At 40.7% G+C, this 18392-nt stretch carries 18 protein-coding genes; 5 read left to right on the top strand and 13 right to left on the bottom strand.

Going from position 1 to position 18392, the window contains the following annotated elements; translation table 11 throughout:
• The first annotated feature begins 29 nt into the window (after positions 1-29).
• From DP114_RS26765 to DP114_RS26755, 3 genes are all read left to right on the top strand, one after another.
• On the top strand, positions 30-395 hold the full coding sequence (locus DP114_RS26765) for a hypothetical protein (protein ID WP_169266721.1): 366 nt from the start codon (positions 30-32) through the stop codon (positions 393-395).
• A gap of 395 nt (positions 396-790) precedes the next feature.
• A complete protein-coding gene (locus DP114_RS26760; protein WP_169263472.1) occupies positions 791-1288 on the top strand; it encodes a helix-turn-helix domain-containing protein in 498 nt (165 codons plus the stop codon).
• 31 nt (positions 1289-1319) lie between these two features.
• Positions 1320-1994 (top strand): transposase, encoded by a 675-nt coding sequence (locus DP114_RS26755; RefSeq protein ID WP_256379389.1) that lies wholly within the window; start codon positions 1320-1322, stop codon positions 1992-1994.
• Between the two features lie 197 nt (positions 1995-2191).
• Here the strand turns inward: DP114_RS26755 and DP114_RS26750 are convergent, their stop codons facing one another.
• Positions 2192-3805 (bottom strand): ArnT family glycosyltransferase, encoded by a 1614-nt coding sequence (locus DP114_RS26750; RefSeq protein ID WP_169266736.1) that lies wholly within the window; start codon positions 3803-3805, stop codon positions 2192-2194.
• 259 nt (positions 3806-4064) lie between these two features.
• Here DP114_RS26750 and DP114_RS26745 point away from each other — a divergent pair, with 259 nt between their 5' ends.
• Positions 4065-5249, top strand: coding sequence for a hypothetical protein (locus DP114_RS26745; RefSeq protein WP_169266720.1), 1185 nt, complete (start codon positions 4065-4067; stop codon positions 5247-5249).
• Positions 5250-5262: 13 nt separating this feature from the next.
• Here DP114_RS26745 and DP114_RS26740 read toward each other — a convergent pair whose 3' ends face one another.
• The 7 genes from DP114_RS26740 to DP114_RS26710 all read right to left on the bottom strand — a co-directional run bounded on the left by DP114_RS26740 (position 5263) and on the right by DP114_RS26710 (position 13333).
• On the bottom strand, positions 5263-6561 hold the full coding sequence (locus DP114_RS26740; RefSeq protein WP_171977566.1) for a recombinase family protein: 1299 nt from the start codon (positions 6559-6561) through the stop codon (positions 5263-5265).
• A 413-nt stretch (positions 6562-6974) separates the two neighbouring features.
• Positions 6975-7727 carry a hypothetical protein gene (locus tag DP114_RS26735; protein ID WP_171977565.1) on the bottom strand — a complete coding sequence of 251 codons (753 nt, stop codon included), beginning with the start codon at positions 7725-7727 and terminating at the stop codon, positions 6975-6977.
• Positions 7728-7731: 4 nt separating this feature from the next.
• Positions 7732-7950 carry a hypothetical protein gene (locus tag DP114_RS26730; RefSeq protein ID WP_169268839.1) on the bottom strand — a complete coding sequence of 73 codons (219 nt, stop codon included), beginning with the start codon at positions 7948-7950 and terminating at the stop codon, positions 7732-7734.
• 31 nt (positions 7951-7981) lie between these two features.
• Positions 7982-10030, bottom strand: coding sequence for an FtsK/SpoIIIE domain-containing protein (locus DP114_RS26725; protein WP_171977564.1), 2049 nt, complete (start codon positions 10028-10030; stop codon positions 7982-7984).
• A 23-nt stretch (positions 10031-10053) separates the two neighbouring features.
• Positions 10054-11634 carry a hypothetical protein gene (locus DP114_RS26720; RefSeq protein WP_171977563.1) on the bottom strand — a complete coding sequence of 527 codons (1581 nt, stop codon included), beginning with the start codon at positions 11632-11634 and terminating at the stop codon, positions 10054-10056.
• Between the two features lie 767 nt (positions 11635-12401).
• Complete coding sequence (locus DP114_RS26715; RefSeq protein ID WP_171977562.1) at positions 12402-12761, bottom strand: VOC family protein; 360 nt, start codon at positions 12759-12761, stop codon at positions 12402-12404.
• A gap of 56 nt (positions 12762-12817) precedes the next feature.
• On the bottom strand, positions 12818-13333 hold the full coding sequence (locus DP114_RS26710; RefSeq protein ID WP_171977561.1) for an O-acetyl-ADP-ribose deacetylase: 516 nt from the start codon (positions 13331-13333) through the stop codon (positions 12818-12820).
• Positions 13334-13640: 307 nt separating this feature from the next.
• Here DP114_RS26710 and cobO point away from each other — a divergent pair, with 307 nt between their 5' ends.
• A complete protein-coding gene (gene cobO / locus DP114_RS26705) occupies positions 13641-14303 on the top strand; it encodes a cob(I)yrinic acid a,c-diamide adenosyltransferase (protein WP_171977560.1) in 663 nt (220 codons plus the stop codon).
• Positions 14304-14351: 48 nt separating this feature from the next.
• Here cobO and DP114_RS26700 read toward each other — a convergent pair whose 3' ends face one another.
• The 5 genes from DP114_RS26700 to DP114_RS26690 all read right to left on the bottom strand — a co-directional run bounded on the left by DP114_RS26700 (position 14352) and on the right by DP114_RS26690 (position 18362).
• A complete protein-coding gene (locus tag DP114_RS26700; RefSeq protein ID WP_169266466.1) occupies positions 14352-15125 on the bottom strand; it encodes a hypothetical protein in 774 nt (257 codons plus the stop codon).
• A 525-nt stretch (positions 15126-15650) separates the two neighbouring features.
• A complete protein-coding gene (locus DP114_RS35860) occupies positions 15651-15785 on the bottom strand; it encodes a hypothetical protein (protein ID WP_256379286.1) in 135 nt (44 codons plus the stop codon).
• 401 nt (positions 15786-16186) lie between these two features.
• Entirely contained in the window at positions 16187-17170 is a 984-nt protein-coding gene (locus DP114_RS26695) for an RNA polymerase sigma factor, RpoD/SigA family (RefSeq protein ID WP_169268175.1), read from the bottom strand.
• A gap of 405 nt (positions 17171-17575) precedes the next feature.
• Positions 17576-17719 (bottom strand): hypothetical protein, encoded by a 144-nt coding sequence (locus tag DP114_RS34535; protein WP_169268176.1) that lies wholly within the window; start codon positions 17717-17719, stop codon positions 17576-17578.
• Complete coding sequence (locus DP114_RS26690; RefSeq protein WP_171977559.1) at positions 17709-18362, bottom strand: nucleotidyltransferase domain-containing protein; 654 nt, start codon at positions 18360-18362, stop codon at positions 17709-17711. Before DP114_RS26690 ends, DP114_RS34535 begins: the two co-directional genes overlap by 11 nt.
• Positions 18363-18392: the final 30 nt, after the last annotated feature.

Genomic DNA, 18392 nt, shown 5'->3' with positions numbered 1-18392 from the left:
CAAGTAAGTGGACTAGACGGACGAGGTAGATGAATACACACACCTTTGATAATCATTATGTGACTTGCCCAATTTGCCAAAAAAATACTAAGCCAAAGCTAGTAAAAACGTGCATGGGATTGTATACCTGTTCGTATTGCCAGGAAAGGCTAGTAGTCTGTCAAAGCGGTCATTATGTCCGCGACCCGTTTGCCTACAAACAGATAATGATATCGTCGGTACTCCGTCGCCAAAGCCGACCTTTAGCTAGGATTCTCAGGGATTTTACCATCCTCAAGGGCCCCTTAGTCGCTCTGGTTATAGGAGGTGCTATTCTCTTGAGTGTCATTGGTATGACACAGCAAGCCTCAGACCAGAATTCTCCAACGTTGCCAAAAACAGAAAAGCAACGTTGACATTAGCCTTAGCTTAATTCAAAGTATGCCCTATATTCACAAAACACGCACTCGCGTGTTTAACAGCTTCTCCCGACAAACGTAATTTGGATCAGACGAGTGCTGTTAAACAGCCTCTCTACTAATATATATTGACAAAAACAAAATTATGTGGATAAGGTCAAAATGATTTTTTGCGGCTTAATTTTTCGGTCTGGTTTTTAGCAATACTCTAAAACTTCGATTAACACAACACCCATATCCTGCATTTTACGTCAAGACTTCTACTAGCTACCGCTCCAACAGTTGTTGGAGCGGTAGCTAGTACAGCACGGCGTAAGTTAACCAGGTATTACTGTGGGAGAATGAGTAATTAGATTAAAAGTAGTTTTTGCTGAGAAGCGGAGAATTAGGATGTGGCAGGATTAGCTCCAAAACAATTAAACTTAAGCGATGGCGATCGCTCAGAACTGCAAGAGTTGGTAAACCGACACAATACAGGGCAACAAATAGTACTACGTGCAAAAATAATTCTTCTAGCGTCAGAGGGGAAAAATAATGGCGAAATTGCTCGAACATTAAATATAAGTCTGGATATGGCTCGTTTATGGCGAAACCGATGGTTTAAAACTAGCGATAAAAAGTTGCCTACTTTTGAGAGACTACGAGATTCGGAGCGTATTGGGGCACCAGTAAAATTTAGTATGGAGCAAGTAATCAAACTGTTTGCCCTTGCATGTTCAAAACCCGAAGACTACGGACGACCAATAAGTCATTGGACACCAAGAGAACTAGCAGACGAAATTATAAAGCAAGGGATTATTGAAAGCATATCTGTCCGCCATGTTGGAAGATTACTAGAAGAGGCAGAACTTAAACCCCACCAGAGTAGTTACTGGTTAACCCCCCCCTAAGGACGAAGAATTTGACGTAAAAGTTGAAGATATTACTGGTTTATACATAAGTGCGATTGAACGTTATCAAAACGCAGAGCGTACAATATCAATTGATGAAATGACGGGTATTCAAGCTACAGAGCGTCTAGAAAAAGATTTACCGATGCGACCTGGTAAAGTTGAAAGAAGGGAGTTTGAGTATATTCGTCACGGTACACAGAGTTTAATTGCTAATTTTGATGTCGCTACTGGTAAGATTATCGAGCCTACTTGTGGAGATTCTCGAACAGAAGTTGATTTTGTTCTCAATATTCGTCGAATCATTGAAAGTGAACCCAATGCTAAAAAATGGCATCTAATCATGGATTGTCTGAATACGCATCAGTCTGAATCGCTGGTTCGTTTGGTTGCAGAAAAAGAAGGTTTGAATATCGATCTGGGTATTAAAGGAAAAAGGGGAATACTCAAATCCATGAAATCCCGTGCTGCTTTTTTAAGTGACAAAACACATCGAATTGTTTTCCATTACACCCCTAAACACTCTTCTTGGCTCAACCAGATTGAAATTTGGTTCAGTATTTTGGTTCGTAAGTTACTTCAGCGTGCTAGCTTCAAGAGTCAGGATGACCTAAAAACCCGAATTCTTGAATTTATCGACTACTTTAATAAAACAATGGCTAAACCTTTTCAGTGGACATATAAGGGTAAAGTGTTAGCTGTCTAATACTTGGTTTATTTACGCCGTGCTGTACTAGTAAGTTCGATCCTTTGCTTATTTGAGGGGAACTCTGACCACGCATCGGGCGTAAGTGCTTAGCGTACGCTAAGCACCCCCTTATTCACTGCACGGCTAAGGTCTTTACATGCTGTTGTGTATGTGATTCAAATCACAAGATTTATATTTTCTTGTCTTTTTTAAGATTATTTAGTATTTTTCGTAACTAGTGACCAACCAGAATCATGTTTAACTACCTTTATCGACTCTAATTTAAGATTGTTAAGTGCAGTTTTATCTAGCAGAAAGTAAGGTTGTTTGTCAGATTGCCAATAATCCTTTAGTTCAGTAGAGGAAGCTGGAAGAATAGTGCGATCGCTATAAAAATCCAATGATGGACGACGGTAATCAAAAGATGTGTAAATTTTCTTTGCGGGTGGGTTTGCCTGCTGGATCATCTGTGCTACTGGCTTGACTGGATAAGCTTCATTCAGTTCCCAAACCCAGTCATTGGATTTCATCAACAACAATAGCGAAACATAACTACCCCAAAATAGAATTTTGAGGAATTGCCTATCACCTCGCCTTGCCAAAATAGCGGCTATTGCCATTGTGATCGCGACTGCTGCAAAAATCTGTTGTAAGTCTGGTTGTGTTCTATCCTCTAAACTATAGTAAATACAAACTCCACTTCCCAATATAGATATAAATACTAAAGATAAGAGCAAATACCGAGGATAAGATGATAGTATTGGGGTATTTTCAATTTCCGCAAGCTTAGCACCACAAGCTAAGGCTATGCCTGGGTAGATTGGAAACACGTACCAGGGAAGTTTTGTTTCCATCAATGAAATAGCGATCAAATAAACAGCACACCACACCAATACTAGTTTAGCCCAGCTCAAGTTTCGATTTTCCCAAGTGAATCGCAAACTAGAAGGTAAAAAAATGAGCCAGGGCCATGTGTACTGGAAGATCTCTAGTAAATAATACCACGGCGGTCTAGAATGACCTTCAACAGATTTCCAAACACGCCTCAGGGATTGCTCCATCATGCCAGTTTCGGTAAAACTGTTGCCATAGTGTACAAACTGGGCACCATACCAATAAGCCACAGGTAAAATGCCAAGTAAAATTCCTGTCCACATGTATCGACTGGTAAGCAGTCGGGGTGTGTCCCAAAACAGAAAAACTAGTGCGATCGCCCCTAACAAGAAACCCAACAGACCTTTGGTCAGGCAAATTAACCCAAAAGCGATGCCAACACCCAGACAGTAGCGTAAGTTGCGGCGCGATCGCAGCAAACACAACATCATGACCATGAAAAAACAAACAGCCACCCCATCCAACATTGCTAACCGCCCATGACGTACCACTGGTAGCATTGTTAGGTAAGTCAAGGCGCTATAGATAGCTGCCCAACGTTGGTGAAATATTTCCCGCCCAATGTAATACAGTAAAGGTACTGACAGAGCGCTCAACAGTGCTCCAGGTAAACGTGATGTCCACTCATTGACTCCTCCTAAGGAGTAAGCCCAAGCAATCAGCAAGTGTACGAGCGGTGGCTTATTATGATATGGTTGACCCCCAAGCGTTGGGTAAAGCCAATGCATTGAACCAAATGGGGCACGCCATATTTCGCGCGCAACTTGTGCGACAGTACCTTCATCCCAATCTCGCAGCGGCAAATGTCCCAAATTTATGGTATAGAGTAAAACTGCGGCTAAAAGTAGCACTAGGACCCATACCCAATCAATCCATTTGTCTACTGTGCGATGTTGCTTTTCCAGACGACCCCAAATAAAGCTTCCTTCTTGCATGTTCGGTGGATATTTATTGTGCTTGCTGGTTTGATTCAACTCCAGACGCTTTGGAGTCTTGAATGTTGCCACTTGTTACCACAAGTGTTGTTAAACAATCTCTTCTTCTTTAAATTAACTTATATTTTCTCGTCAATACATAAGATTTCTTACGAAAATTTTCTCTTTTTTTCATTTTATTTCATACTCTTTGCTTTGGCAAAAGTGCTACAACTATTACTAATCAAAATACCCAATTCGTTTTTTCGGGAGAAGATGTATGAATCTACCTGTTATTGTAGATATTGCTGTTGGCTTGATTTTCATTTACTTAATTTTGAGCTTACTGACTTCGGAAGTTCAGGAATTAATTTCCACTTTTTTACAATGGAGAGGTAAACATTTAAAAAAATCAATTCAACTGCTTGTTGCCGGTGGTAGCGAAACTCAACAGCAAGATATTGATGATGCCACAGTTTTGGTACATAAGCTTTATCAAGATCCTTTGATTAACACGCTGAATCAACAAGCCCAAAAACTAGTAGAAAAAGAAGTACAAGAAATTAATCAATTTAGATACAATTCAAAAGCCTTAAAAGAAAAACAAAGTTCTCCGTCTTACATTCCTTCAGAAACATTTGCCATTACGTTATTAGAAGCTTTAAGAATCCCAGAGTTGGTTAATTTTGTTCAAACTCCCTCTGAGAGAAAAACAAACTTGTATATGGTTTTATCTTCTTACAAGCAACTGAAAACAGCTATTACTGATAAGAACAGTGATAGCTATCAGCAAATTCACAATATTTATGGAGACATTACTGAAAATAACGAATTTAAAAAGCTTGTTCAAGATTTACCTGAGTACGTACCAAATAATCTCATCACGAGTCTTAGTGTTCTTGCTCAGCGGAGTAAGTTAAAAATTGATAATATTAAAGATGAGACGAGTCAGTTTCAAAAAGAGGTTGAAACATGGTTTGATCGTTCTATGGATCGCGCAAGCGGTGTTTATAAACGTAATGCCAAAGGAGTTGCCATTTTAATTGGCATCTCAGTTGCTATATTAACCAATACCGATACATTTTTCCTACTCAAAAGACTGTCGCAAGATTCGGCTGTCCGCTCTGCCATAACTGAAAGCGCTATTCAACAAAAGGATTTTCTGAATGACCAAAATGCCAGAAGTCAATTTCAGGAACTTTTAGGCAATGCTTCTGTACCTATTGGATGGCAAAATATTAGTCAACAATTTGAGCCATTAAAGACTAGTCGGGGGAATAGCGCTCAAATGTTTATACTCAGAATTTGGCTAGCTTTTAAAATTCTTTTTGGTTGGATTGTAAGCGGTTTAGCTATTGCTATGGGTGCGCCTTTTTGGTTTGATGTTCTCAATAAAGTGATCAATGTGCGTAATTCAGGACCAAAACCTGTTGCATATACTAAGGATCAACCACCTGAAAAGTAACATTTCTATTCAATTAAAAAATAAAAAGTATTTGCAATTTCCACTCTTTATCTTGACGAAGAATCTCAATGTGCCGAATAAACTCTCGGAAGTAAAATCGTCGCTCTGTTTCAGATAAGTCTAACCAAAATTGCTGAATTGAAACAGCTTGGGCGACAGAACGCAAATTAACAGGTGGTAAAGTTGCTAGTTTTGCTTGAAGTGTAGAGATTTCCGTGCGAAGTTTGTATGCTCTTAACTGAGCAGTTTCTGCATCCAAAACTCCAGTTTCTAACAACGAGGGTAGCTGATTGAGTATTTCTTGATGACGGGTAATGTTTTCAGTTAAGCTATTTTTGACTGCATCCAACTGAGGAAAATTCATCCCCGCCACAGCAAGAGGTAAATCACGACAAACAGCTTGAATTGTCTGTTCTAAAATTTCTTGGTAGCGAAGGGCGCGACACTTGGGATTTTTGGGACAGTTAATCGGACGCAAATAAAGATATTCTTTGTCTTGGTTGCGCATAGTCACACGAGTGACACTCATATGAGACTGACACTCCTGACAGACAACCAACCCAGCCAGAGAACGCGGTGCGCTAGCTGTGCGACGAGGTAAACGACTGTTGCGGCGTAACAGTCGATCAACTTGGGCGGCTTCTTCTTTAGTAATAATAGGAGCATGGGTATTGGAGATAATTTCTCCGTTTTGATAAGCTGTATCACCTCGATAAACTGGATTTGTCAACCAACGGCGTCCAGTGGTGACAGAGATTTTCTTGCTGTATTTTTTCGCTAGGTAACGTACTGCTCCCCGCAGAGAACCATACAATAAGAAATGTTCAAAAAAATCTTTGACAACTGGTGAAGTAGTACGGTCAATGATGTATTTTGCTTTACCTCTGCGGTAACCGTAGGGTACTCTACCGGGTGGTGGCGCAGCATTCAAACGGTTGCGGGCGTGTCCTTGGCGGATGCGGCGGCTATGTTGCTGACGCTGAATTTCGTTGAGTAATTTCAGCAACTGGGCGTGGAGGTTGGGATTTTGTTGGGAAGAATTGTAGCCTTGCTCAACAGCAATGAGTGTTATTCCCATTGCTTCAAGTTCTGCAAGGCGCGAACTGACTTCTTCTACAGTATCTCCTAATTCTTCTAGGCGACGGATAAGGAGACAATCAGGCGGTTGTGTTTTGCAGTCGTTGAATAATTGTTGTAGTTGAGAGCGTTTTCCTAAGTCTTGGTAAATAAAATCTAACTCCCATCCCCAGGTTGTGGGGTCAGGAGTGGGTTCTAGTATAGGGTTAGTGTAGGTGTAGGCGAAGATTTTCATGAGGCGATGTGCTACTTTCCCTAACTCAGATCTTGCACCTTGACTGAGTACGCCTTGAACTTCAGTTCAAGGCTTATAGGCAAAGTCCGTTAAAACGGACTGGGTAAGTTTTTGAGGAGGCACTGCGTTGGGGAGCCAGTACTGCAGGAGGGTTTCCCTCCGTAGGTATCTGGTGAGACAGCGCTGCAGGAGGGTCTCCCTCCGTAGGCGACTGCGAACCCGAAGGGCATCCGGCAATGCCCGACTTGTAGCATGTGCCGTTCCGTTTTAACGGACTTGAGCTTTGAGCCAAGAAATTTATTTCTTGGCGGACAAAAACTATGGTGCAAGATCCTATCTAATGAAAATCGTAACCGTTCAGGAGGGGCTTGTCGCCAGATATAGCTATTTACCCAATAAAAAATACGGCAAAATCATTTACTACTTGCCCCACGAGACTCATCTCTTGATTGTGCAGCACTCTTTCTTTTTCTTTTCTCTTCTTCTTGCTCGTTATGCATTTCTTCATACGCTTCCACTGCTTCAGGATCTATTCCGAGATACTCGTTATTTTTATCTATCATTTCTTTTATATCTGCTAACGGGGAATTTTTGGATGTAGGCATACCTTGTTGAGTTAAAACATCTATTGATGGAAAAAACACTTCATCAACCAATGCAACTGTTTTTGTAATTAATGTACCTGTAATAGATGTTGCTAGCATGAGAAAAGCTGGTAAATTTTTACTAGTATCAACAACTTGTTTCAGAAAGTTTATCAAATCTGTAGCGTAGTCTACAGGTTCTTTAGCTTGTTCATTCCGAGGTGCTAAATCACCAGCTTCTACTTGTTTAGTCTCATTCTCAGATACCGTTGCTGATTGCGTGGATGAATTTCCACTTTTAATTGTTGAACCAGTCGTCTGATTAGTATTCTGTTTTTTCTCTGAATAGTGCTGGAGAGGTTCAGAACCCCAATGTTGATTAATTTCAACGAGACAATCGGCAGTATATTTAATTTGAGTTTGGGCTTGCTCGCATAAACTTTCTATTTCAGCAAACAGTGAGGCTAATTCATCTGTGGAACATTCAAAAAGCTTGTTTGCTAGCTGATTGACTTCTTCTAATGTTTCGCTTGACTTAGCAGTATGCGTTTGGAATTGCTCAATATCATCAGTAAGAGTCATATTTTTAGCCCCAACGTGAGCGGATATCTTCAAGTACATCATTAGCAGAGCGTAGTTCCCTCTCTATTTCTCCTAAATTATCCATAAGCCCTGAAAACTTTTTAGTTAGCTCACTTGCAGATGTTTCAGGAAGCGTTTTAGATGATGAATTAATTTCCTCAAGTTGGTCAACAATTCTACTAATCATTGTGCGGAATTCTTCAATATCGGATGAAAGGCTCATGTAAGTATCTCCAGTTATTTTTCAAAAAGATTTATTTTTTAACGTGAATATTAGCCCAAAGAGTGTCAGATATTTTGACTTTTGATCCAATAGGCATTTTGATGAGAGGAGTGTTCACAAACTTTGCACCACTATAACCACTCAAGTAAGCTCTACCTTTAGCATCTTTGGATATATCGCCTGCGCTCGCATCTTCTAATATGCGATAGCTAGCATCTGGACTCACCCTAAAAACGACTTTTTCTTCACATTGGTCAGTCACTTGTTTAGTTATAACTTCAGTAGTTGGTCTTTGGGTACAGTAAATGATATGAATTCCAAATTTACGACCTTTACGAGCATACTCTTTCAGTCGCTTTTCAATGGTGTCTCGCAGTTTACTGGAAACATCTGCAATGTCAGCGGCTTCGTCAATAATCCAAAGTGTACGGTCAATTTCAACTCCTTCCTCCTGCAATTCTTTCAGGTTAGAGACTCCATACTCCTGCATTAACTGCAAGCGTCTTTCGTACTCTTGTTGATGAATTTTCTCTACTAAATTTGGGCAATTCTCTGGAGTTGTCTCTATCTCAACATTAACTTTCATATGATTTAACCATTGAAAGTCAACTCCACCAAAATCAGCAATGTAAATCCTACGTTTTGGGTTAACGTATAAAAATTGGAAGATGATCCATTTCAGAAAATTGCTTTTTCCAGCGCCAGACACCCCAGCTACTAGGCGATGGGGAATTTCACTCCAGCTAGATATTACAGGATTATCTTCATCATCTAAACCAACTATATATTCGTCTTTTGTCATCAGGTGTTTATAGTTGTTGAAGATTTCCTCAGCAGTGCTGTAAGCCAAGCGAGTTGTCGCCATACCCGGAACTGGAGTATTCCCAGGAATGACAAGGCGGAAGAATCCACTAATTTCTTCCAGTGTTGCAAGACGGTGTAATGGTTTTAAGTCTTTTATTTGTGCAAGAGGAAGCCTGCGTGAATTATTTGAAGATTGAGTTATTGCTGAAGCGCCAGTCCGGATTATTGCGCCTCCAGATGAGGGTAAAGCTGGATGACCAAAATTTGCAGAATTAAAAGAGTTTGAGTAAATATTTGTCGAACCATCACCCAAGTCATTGCTAAGTTTGGGCTTCATAGGTTGTCTTATGTACTTCTCTCCAAAGTCACCTTCCCAACTTTTGCGTTCAACAGCAGTAGAAATGTCTACATTTTCAGTTGCTCTCAAGGTTTCTAAAAACTTTTGCTCGTCTCTATCCCGACTGACAATTTCAATATAATCTTGTTCTCCATAACTATTAGATTTGGTTGCACTCTGTACTAATGTCATTAAAACAGTACGAATATTGCTGCGGGTTTCTGCCAGTGCTTTGATACTGTATTTAAATAAATTTCTATTTACATATGATTCTTGATATTGTTTGTAAGTTTTTAAGGCTGTGTCTATAAAACCATCCTTGCTTTTAGTTGTGAGCAGTTGCAGTTGAGCTACCATTTGACTAAGAGCATTAACCCACGTTTCCCTATCTTCTGAACTTTGACAGACTTGAAGAGTGATTTCTAGTAAAAACTTTTCTTTTAATCTATGGAGAACATCACAGACAGCTAACATGTTGTTATCTTGGTTAGCTTCAAATAAGTAAGGTAAATAGTAACCTTGCAAATTGAAGATTTCTGGCTTGATGACTTCTCCAATGTGGCTAACCCATTTGAAATCATGAATTTGAGATAACTCTTTTTGCAATAACTCAAATTTATAAAATGTGCTTAAGTTCCCAACCTCAAAAAAACTAGCTATCTCATCTCTCGCCTGTTGAAGGTTATGAAAATCATTAGCTGAATAATTAGCGATTAGATAAAGCTTTAATTGTTGTTCACTGGATTCTTCAGGATTATGAAAGTAACGTATGGATAGCGTTGAGTTATGAACGTTGTTTAAGCTGAGCCAATGCAGTAATAACTCTCGCTGACTATTTATCACTAATTTATTAGTTGAAGTGCCATATTGTTTAGTAAATTTATGAGAATTGTGATTAGGTAGTTCTACTACTTTCACAGAAAAAACACTGCGTTTCATTTTTATCTATTATAAAATAACGCTTACCTATTTATATACTGTAAAGATATCAACCAAAGCATCACGAAATACATCAATAAAACTATCAATAACAAAAATACAATGAATAAAGCAGGTGGATATATTATACTTAAAAACAAAAGTCCAAAGACTGCGAAAGCAGTAATTAGTACATTCTTTCTTTGTTCTTCCGCCCGCCTTCTTCGTTTTTCGGCTTCTTCTTCAATCTGCCTTCTTCGTTCTTCCGCCCGCCTTCTTTGTTCTTCAGCTTCTTTTCTTTGTATATCTTGCTTCTGGGCATCTAGCTTATTGATACAACTTTCTATATAACCGTTATACTCTTTCAGCTTAGTTGATAAAAATCTTTTGACTTCAGTAGCATCAGCTTTACAGCTAGAGATTGCATTTTGAAATCTTTTGTCAAAATCTTTCTGATACAGCCTTTTGTCCCCAATCTTTCTATCAATTTCTCTAATCGTCATAGTTTTTACATCAAAATCTTCCAATTGAAATTTAAAATCTAGTCCTGTCAGGATGTAATTTGATTTCATATCAAGTAAATCTTGATGCGGTTTCAGAAGTGATACAGTTGTATCTCTTATCTTTTCTTCAGGATGTTGGAGAAATTCTGAAAAAGTTGTGACTTGTTGCTCAACATTATAAAAATAAATTCTACTAATACACCGAACTGCTTCTACTTGTTCTCGTAAGTTATCTTGTGTGTCAAATTGAAGTGAACCTCTAACAGCCTCTATCAAAAATGGAACTGATGCTTCACCTAGTTCTTCTAATTTCTTCCAGTCCCTTAATATAATCGCTGCTTTAGCCCTGATAGTATCATTCAACCAAGACCATGATGGCTCTACCTCATTAATTAATTCAGCAGCAAGTCGCCGTAAATCAATATCACTATTATCTAAAAAAGGAATCAGAACATCTGATAATCTTCTTTGTGTGCCAGCATCCTGATATTGTCTATATTTGATAAGTAAGCCGGCTAAATGCAAAGCAGCTTCTACAACAAAGTTCTGTAATGTAGAAGCGGAACGAGCGATAAACTCAACACCTACAACACCGAGTCTAGCTATAATTCTCTCAACAACATCCAGGTAAGATGAAGGAATTGTCTGCAACAGTCGTAACAGATGTCTTTTAGGTGCATAAACCCAAAAATCAATGTATTCTTTAGAGATTGACCGATTGTTAAGATGATTTAGACTTTCACTAATAACTTGACTTTGAATATCCTCGGCTGACTTCGGAAGAAATCTTCCTGTAATCATCGCAGAGTAACCTATTTGCTGAATTGCCCAAGCCGCTGATAAACGAATCAAATCGCTACCCGATTTAGCTTCTTGACACAACTTTTCAAGTATCCTGACATTATGCCGCTTGTACTCTTCTGGATCAGGTAGCAGAGAGATTTCCTCAAGAGGTTCGTCAAGTCCCTCAATATAGTTGAGTGTTGCAAGTTGCGCTTTGATTTGCGGGTTAGTAATATAGCCAAAACTCTGAAGCCCCATAGCCAAGATGAATTCATCTTGGTAGTTCAACAACTCTTCGATCGCTCTTAGCGGTACATCTTGTCTTTGGGCTGTTTCCAAAAATAGCTGGATTTTCTCCCCATCGTCACGACATTGGGCGAGGTTGTCAAAAAAGTCTTTGCCAAATTCGACGGGGGTGAACTTACTTACACTAGCGCCTTGTCCCCCTAGTTGGATTTCTGAGAGATTGTCCATAACTCTGGATTATAAAGATTACATCCGTGACATTGTTTATTTTTTTACTTTTATATTGTAAGCGTTTTAATATGTGAAGTATAAATAAGAACTTTAAAATTTTGATTTTGATTTTGATTCAAGTTACAGCTCTTTTCAGTTCTCGCTCTACCTCACCCCGGTTTTGTCTTGCGCCAAAACCTCCCCTCTCCTTAGTAAGGAGAGGGGAGGTAAAGCGTAGCTTTAGGGGGGTGAGGTCAAACCAACGTGGAATTTACTTGAAATGCGCTCTAATCTAACCTCTGCCCAATCACTTACTGGTTTTTACTCTGCTGCGTAGAAGTGCTGAGGCTTGTCGCTAGATATTGCCCAATACTTGAGAAAAAATAGGCGATGCAGAAGCCGCCGGCTTAAACTCAGATCTTGCACCATACTTTTCGTCCGCCAAGAAATAAATTTCTTGGCTCAAAGTCTAAGTCCGTTAAAACGGACTGAAAAACTTACGAGAGTCCGTTTTAACGGACGCGTGTTTATGAGCCACGAACTTGAGTTCTGGGCGTACTCAGCCGGAGGTGCAAAATCTGAGTAAAGGCGATCGCCCCAATATCATCCGCCCAAAAAGTACAATTTCCCCAACTTCTCCACTTTCCACCTCACTGCTGACTGAGTTCCACAATATTCCCATCAGGATCTTTGGTGAAGAGGGCTGGGCGTCCGGAGGCGCTGGGTTGAATCAAGCAGTTGTTATCTAAAAGTTGTTGTTTGGCTGCGTCTAAGTCAGCAACTGAGAATGCAACGTGGGGATTGCGCCCCCATTTTTCGTTTTGCTCCTCAGTGGGGACTCCCTGGGCAGCTATCAGGTGAATTTGATGATTCCCAACTTGGTACCAAGCGCCAGCATATTTCAGAGATCGCTCTATTTTGGGTAATCCTAACACCTCTGTATAGAAATGTTCGGCTCGTTCTAGATCCGTGACAAGAATGGCTGTGTGGAGACACTGAGTAATCTGCATTGGTCTTGGTAGGTTGAGAGTTTTATCATAGAGCTAGCTTACAATCCTGGCTAGCTTTAAGTTATTTCTTCCATCACCTGCAAGTAGTAATTGTAGGCATTTTGCCCAAAACACACGAAGATGATTTGTTCGAGAGAGTTATTGCTGTGTAAAAATTTATTAACTTCATTGACAGCTATTTTAGTAGCACGTTCTAGTGGAAAACGATATGCGCCTATGCTAATGGCTGGAAAAGCAATAGTTTTTATTCCGTTTTGTACTGCTAAGGCTAGACTATTGCGATAACACTCTGCCAATAACTCATCTTCTCCAGAATTTCCACCTTCCCACACTGGACCAACAGTGTGAATCACCCACTTTGCTGGAAGATGATAACCTTTAGTTATCTTTGCTTGACCAGTATCACATCCGTGTAACTTGCGACACTCCTCCAAAAGTTCTGGTCCGGCTACACGATGTATTGCGCCATCAACACCACCGCCTCCTAGTAAAGAATTATTGGCAGCATTGACAATAGCATCTACCTGTAGGTGGGTAATGTCCCCTAAAATAACGGAAACTCTATTTTCCATAATTAATACCAAGCAAGTTGCAGGTAAAAAGCCTCACCCCATCTTTACGGGCACCCCTCTCCTTAATAAGGAGAGGGGTTGGGGGTGAGGTGACACGTATGAGTACAACGCGCGTATGAGGCACAGTTGCTGCAAATGAAGTGTTCTGGTTAATCATATTCCCCGCTTAGCAGAGGTGGTAAGGTTTATAGAGGAATATCCTGTATTTTTTACCTATTTATTATATTTTTATGATTGATTTAACATTTTAATCAACGGATTTTTGATAAAGCCTTGTAATAATTACACTAAACTGAACACCAGCGCTATGCAAACCGATGAAACTTGGACAACTACCAATGTAAGTGCGGTTGAGGAAAATTCCTCCCTCAACTCAGAACAGTACCGTAAAAAGATGCAGCGACGCCAAGAAGTCCAGGAGATGCGAATCAAGAATGCATCTAACGAAAAAGGGTTAATTGTTGTTCATACTGGTAATGGTAAGGGAAAAACCACAGCTGCACTGGGGATGGTGTTGCGGGCGCTAGGTCATGGGTATAAAGTTGCTATAATCCAATTTATCAAAGGAGCCTGGGAACCTGCAGAAAAAAGAGTTTTCAGTATATGGCAAGATGATTTATTAGAATTTCATGCTATGGGGGAAGGCTTCACTTGGGATACTCAGGATCGCGATCGCGATATTGAAAAAGCCATAGCCGCTTGGCAAAAAGCATTAGGATATATCCGCAATCCACAGTTCAAACTGGTGCTGTTGGATGAAATTAATATTGCTCTTAAACTTGGTTACTTACAAGTTGATGAAGTTTTAGCTGGGCTAGCTCAAAAGCCAGTTAACAATCATGTTATTCTCACAGGCAGAGGTGCACCTGCGGCATTGATTTCACGCGCTGACTTAGTTACGGAAATGACTTTAGTCAAACATCCCTTCCGAGATCAGGGTATAAAGGCACAACCAGGAATTGAGTATTAAGAAGTGCTAAGTGAGGAGTTAGGAGTTGTATTCTTACCTCCTGACTCCTCACTTTTGAACATTTGCCTGACAGGTTTGTAAAACTTGGCGATCGCTACTACTAATATTATTTATCTGATTATAATCTTGCAACGTCACAGAGTGAGCATAAGTGCTTGACTCACCATCTTTGACCTGAGGTAATGTATTGTTTGCTGCCACTTGAGTTGGGCTTTCGTCACCTGCGAAACCATTCACTGTCATTGCCAACTCTCCAGAGGAACGGAGTGTGCCATTAAAACAACTAAACTCAGAACTAGGCATATATAACGCACCTGTCACTTTGTTTTGGTGCTTTTCAAATATGATATATCCTTGCCCCAATTGACCAGACTTGGGTGATTGACCGTAGAGGTAAACGCCATCTTGTTGAGGGAACCGGGCTGCTGTAGGCGTAATACTGGCAGTTTTGGTGGGTGTTTGGGGTTGTGCAATTGCGACTGTGCTTGTGGCTGCTTCCAAACCATTTGATTTGGTGACATCAGTTGGAATAGTAACCGAGGCGAGTGCTTTACGCAGTCGGGTTTCTTTGTGTGCAGTTAATTCAGAGGATCTAGAAGAGGCTTCAGAAGAATTTTGGTGCAACCAAGTGTAAGTTGGTAACCCAGAATCTTCAGCCGATTCAGCGGATTGGTCAATATATGCAAGCTGATTACTCATTACTGGTTTTGGGCGATTGACAACTAAGCCAACCAACACAAGTGCACCTACTAAGGGGATTCCTAATAAACCTGGGGAAACAAATTTTTTTATGTTGTTTTGTTTTCTTATGTTGTTTTGCATCTGATTCCTCCTGTGAAAAAAATCTTTTGGTTTTCTGGAACTTACCTACAAACGTATCAAAGTATTCATCTGTATAGGCTCCCTCAATGGTTTGATTTATCTTGTATAGAAAATATCTCGGCTACAAAATCAATTTTTATTGTATTTCTAAGGGGTCATTTTGAGTGATAATCATAACTTACCATTGTTCGGGCTATTATTACCTCATTCATAAGATTTACTCAATTGGATAATTTTTTGAAATGAAAACTCAAAACGAAATGCTAATTTTCCATATTTTTCTTCTTTTGTAATTTAATTTAAAAAAGAATTGACAGCTTCTTGGTGTAGTCCTCTCTCTAATGTCTGAACTATTTGAACAAGGAAAACTACACAAGCAATTCTCTTGATTCCGGATGTGATTCAAAGATTTTGGCGAAGAGTAGGGGTGTGGGGGTGTAGGGGAGAAGAAATTATAGCAGGGAGCAGGTGAGACAGCGCTGCGGGAGGGTTTCCAACGCCAGATACCAAGTGAGGGAAACCCTCCTATGGCACAAAGTGCCACGCTGCGCGAACAGTACTGGCTCCTCCGCAGGCGACTGCGTTCGCCGAAGGCGTGTCGAAGACATACCCGAAGGGGAGCAGGCTGGGAATTGTCCCGTGGTTTCCGTGTTTTCTCATTAGTTGATGTCCTAATCTACCTGGCAACTGCTATACATCGGTAATCTTACACGCAGTCAGGGAAGTCACCCCTAGCCCCTCAAATTTCTTGATGGGGTTCCCCTACACCCCTACACCCTTACACCCCTACACCCTTACACCCTTACACCCTTATATCAAGTTCGCCTAATTAGTTACGATAAAACGACCTCACCCCCAGCCCCTCTCCGAACTCCGGAGAGGGGAGCGTTTGCGATACTCAAATGCGGGGTGAGGTTCTTCGTTTTTTATAAGTGTTCATCCGAACTTGATATTACACCCTGCCCAAAGGGCGTTGACAAAAAAAATCGCCCCCTGAATTCAGAGGGCGTATGATCACCTTGTGACATAGCGCTGCTACGTCTTAAGTTTCACTTTGAGTGTTAACTAGCAATGTACTCTTTAACGTTGGCACGACGGCGACGCAGATGAGCAAGCGCTTGATGTTCTAACTGACGAACACGTTCGCGGCTAAGGTTCAAGCGTTCGCCAACTTTTGCCAAAGACATTTCGTTACCATCTAATAAACCGAAGCGCAGGGCTAAAACTTCTCGCTGTTGGGGGGTAAGTTCTGAGAGCATGTTATTTAAGTCTTGGCGTAAGAAGTCCTGCGTCATGTAATACTCTGGGGATGGGCCTTCATCTTCGAGCATTTCTTGCAGTTCGGTATCTTGGTTATCACCAACCTTGACATCCAAGGAAACTGGTTGACGCGCCATGTTCAGATACTCACGGATCTGAGCTGGTTCTAATTCTAGCTCTTTGCCAATTTCAGCAGGAGTTGGTGATCTTCCCAACTTCTGAGCTAGTTCGCGCTGGACTTTCTTAATTTTGTTTAGCTTCTCGGTGATGTGGATAGGTAGGCGAATGGTACGACCTTGTTGGGCGATCGCACGAGTAATGGCTTGGCGAATCCACCAGTAAGCGTATGTTGAGAACTTATAACCCCGAGTTGGGTCAAATTTCTCTACACCCCGCTCTAATCCTAAGGTTCCTTCTTGGATAAGATCCAGAAACTCCATGTTTCGCTTCTGGTACTTTTTGGCGATCGCTACAACCAAGCGCAAGTTTGCTTCTATCATCTTCTGCTTTGCTCGCTTGCCTTGGTGTACAATCTGTTTGACATCTGTCTCAGACTTACGAACATGAGCAGCCCACTCTTCTGAGCTAGGTTCGCGGCTTAATTTCTTCGCCAAAGCCTCCTTAGCATCCACGAGTGTCATCATTTGTTGAACCTGCTTCCCAAAGACAATCTCTTGCTCACGGGTTAGCAGTGGTACACGACCAATCTCGCGCAGATAGGTTCGCACCATATCAGCCGTGAATTTGGCGTTAAGGTTTTCGGTTTGGGTTTCTACAGTGGGCATTGGTGCGTTTTCCTCTACTCCGTAAACAAAAATTAATACTCAATAACTAAGGCGGATTGGGAAAGTTAGTACACGTATTACGCAACCAGGGAAACGATCAGGTGAAAATTGATTTCTACAGACTCTACTTAGACGATCACTCTCTTGGATTGGTTTCCCTACCTTCCCTAAATTTTGAAATCACTTATGAGCATGCTGGCTTGTTTTCAATAATTCTTATAATCCTTATGTCGCTAAGACGACCCTAATTATACGAACTCGGTATGACTTCTACTTTATCTATGATACGACAAATCATCCCAAGAGTAAAGTAGTTCTGTTAAATCTTTCTATTGTAGTGCAAATTTATCTAGTTACACAAAAAAGCTGATTTTTTTTTCCTAACTTACTACATATATAGTGACTCTAAGATCCCATGATCAGTCCTCCATCTATAGCCGGATAACCGAACAGAATCGATTCTCCTGATGGAGGGATGTCACGAAATCTATAAATCAGGAATAGGATATTGGGAATTGGTAGTTGATATGTTTTTCCGTTAAGCCGCATTTACAGCTAGCACTTTTTCCACTAAGGACTCAATCGTTGAAAAACAAGCCCCTGATTTTAGAGCAACTTCAAAAGCCACGTAGGTTTGTGGATCATGAATTTTAAGCCAGTTCCAACTCTCTTTTGAACCAAGATACCACTTCTGACGTAAAGCAAAGTAGTCTTCAAGCAGTGCATACAACAGCCACACACGACGGTAGTCAGCCTCAATATTTCCTTGCGAGATGCGCTTTAACATTTTACTGAACCAAGTACGTCGCAGTTGAATTTCACTTGCTGATAGCGCCGCAGGACCAGTGGCAAATAACTCATCCATTCGCTTGAGGAGTCTTTGCCCAAAACCTTCGCATTCTCGCAATACTACGCCCCCGAGAATTCGCAGGAAGGAACTATCTACTATAATAACATCTTTCTCGTTATAGATGAAAATATCCAGATAGTAATTATTCCAGAGGCGAGCATCGTGTAGACTCTCGCCAGTTTCTCTCACGGCAAAGAGGTCGTAGTCACTTTCAGCAGTGTGTGTGCCTTTCGCTCTTGAACCGTATAAAATCACAGTATGACAGTTATGAACATGACACAGTTCATCTACCAAAGCTCCAAGATAGTGGTCATCTTTAAGTGGATTTGAGTGGCTGGACATAGTCGCATTTATCTGGCAATTGGGTAATGG

Origin of the sequence: Brasilonema sennae CENA114, assembly GCF_006968745.1 — a bacterium.
Lineage (GTDB): Bacteria > Cyanobacteriota > Cyanobacteriia > Cyanobacteriales > Nostocaceae > Brasilonema > Brasilonema sennae.
The sequence above is the reverse complement of the archived record's forward strand: the minus strand, read 5'-3'. Positions and strand labels throughout refer to the sequence as shown.

Bases quoted from the DNA above. Each gene is read 5' to 3' on its own strand.
- DP114_RS26765 (WP_169266721.1), top strand. From the start codon at position 30: ATGAATACACACACCTTTGATAATCATTATGTGACTTGCCCAATTTGC.
- DP114_RS26750 (WP_169266736.1), bottom strand. From the start codon at position 3,805: ATGCAAGAAGGAAGCTTTATTTGGGGTCGTCTGGAAAAGCAACATCGC.
- DP114_RS26745 (WP_169266720.1), top strand. From the start codon at position 4,065: ATGAATCTACCTGTTATTGTAGATATTGCTGTTGGCTTGATTTTCATT.
- DP114_RS26740 (WP_171977566.1), bottom strand. From the start codon at position 6,561: ATGAAAATCTTCGCCTACACCTACACTAACCCTATACTAGAACCCACT.
- DP114_RS26735 (WP_171977565.1), bottom strand. From the start codon at position 7,727: ATGACTCTTACTGATGATATTGAGCAATTCCAAACGCATACTGCTAAG.
- DP114_RS26730 (WP_169268839.1), bottom strand. From the start codon at position 7,950: ATGAGCCTTTCATCCGATATTGAAGAATTCCGCACAATGATTAGTAGA.
- DP114_RS26725 (WP_171977564.1), bottom strand. From the start codon at position 10,030: ATGAAACGCAGTGTTTTTTCTGTGAAAGTAGTAGAACTACCTAATCAC.
- DP114_RS26715 (WP_171977562.1), bottom strand. From the start codon at position 12,761: ATGCAGATTACTCAGTGTCTCCACACAGCCATTCTTGTCACGGATCTA.
- DP114_RS26710 (WP_171977561.1), bottom strand. From the start codon at position 13,333: ATGGAAAATAGAGTTTCCGTTATTTTAGGGGACATTACCCACCTACAG.
- cobO (WP_171977560.1), top strand. From the start codon at position 13,641: ATGCAAACCGATGAAACTTGGACAACTACCAATGTAAGTGCGGTTGAG.
- DP114_RS26700 (WP_169266466.1), bottom strand. From the start codon at position 15,125: ATGCAAAACAACATAAGAAAACAAAACAACATAAAAAAATTTGTTTCC.
- DP114_RS35860 (WP_256379286.1), bottom strand. From the start codon at position 15,785: ATGAGAAAACACGGAAACCACGGGACAATTCCCAGCCTGCTCCCCTTC.
- DP114_RS26695 (WP_169268175.1), bottom strand. From the start codon at position 17,170: ATGCCCACTGTAGAAACCCAAACCGAAAACCTTAACGCCAAATTCACG.
- DP114_RS34535 (WP_169268176.1), bottom strand. From the start codon at position 17,719: ATGCGGCTTAACGGAAAAACATATCAACTACCAATTCCCAATATCCTA.
- DP114_RS26690 (WP_171977559.1), bottom strand. From the start codon at position 18,362: ATGTCCAGCCACTCAAATCCACTTAAAGATGACCACTATCTTGGAGCT.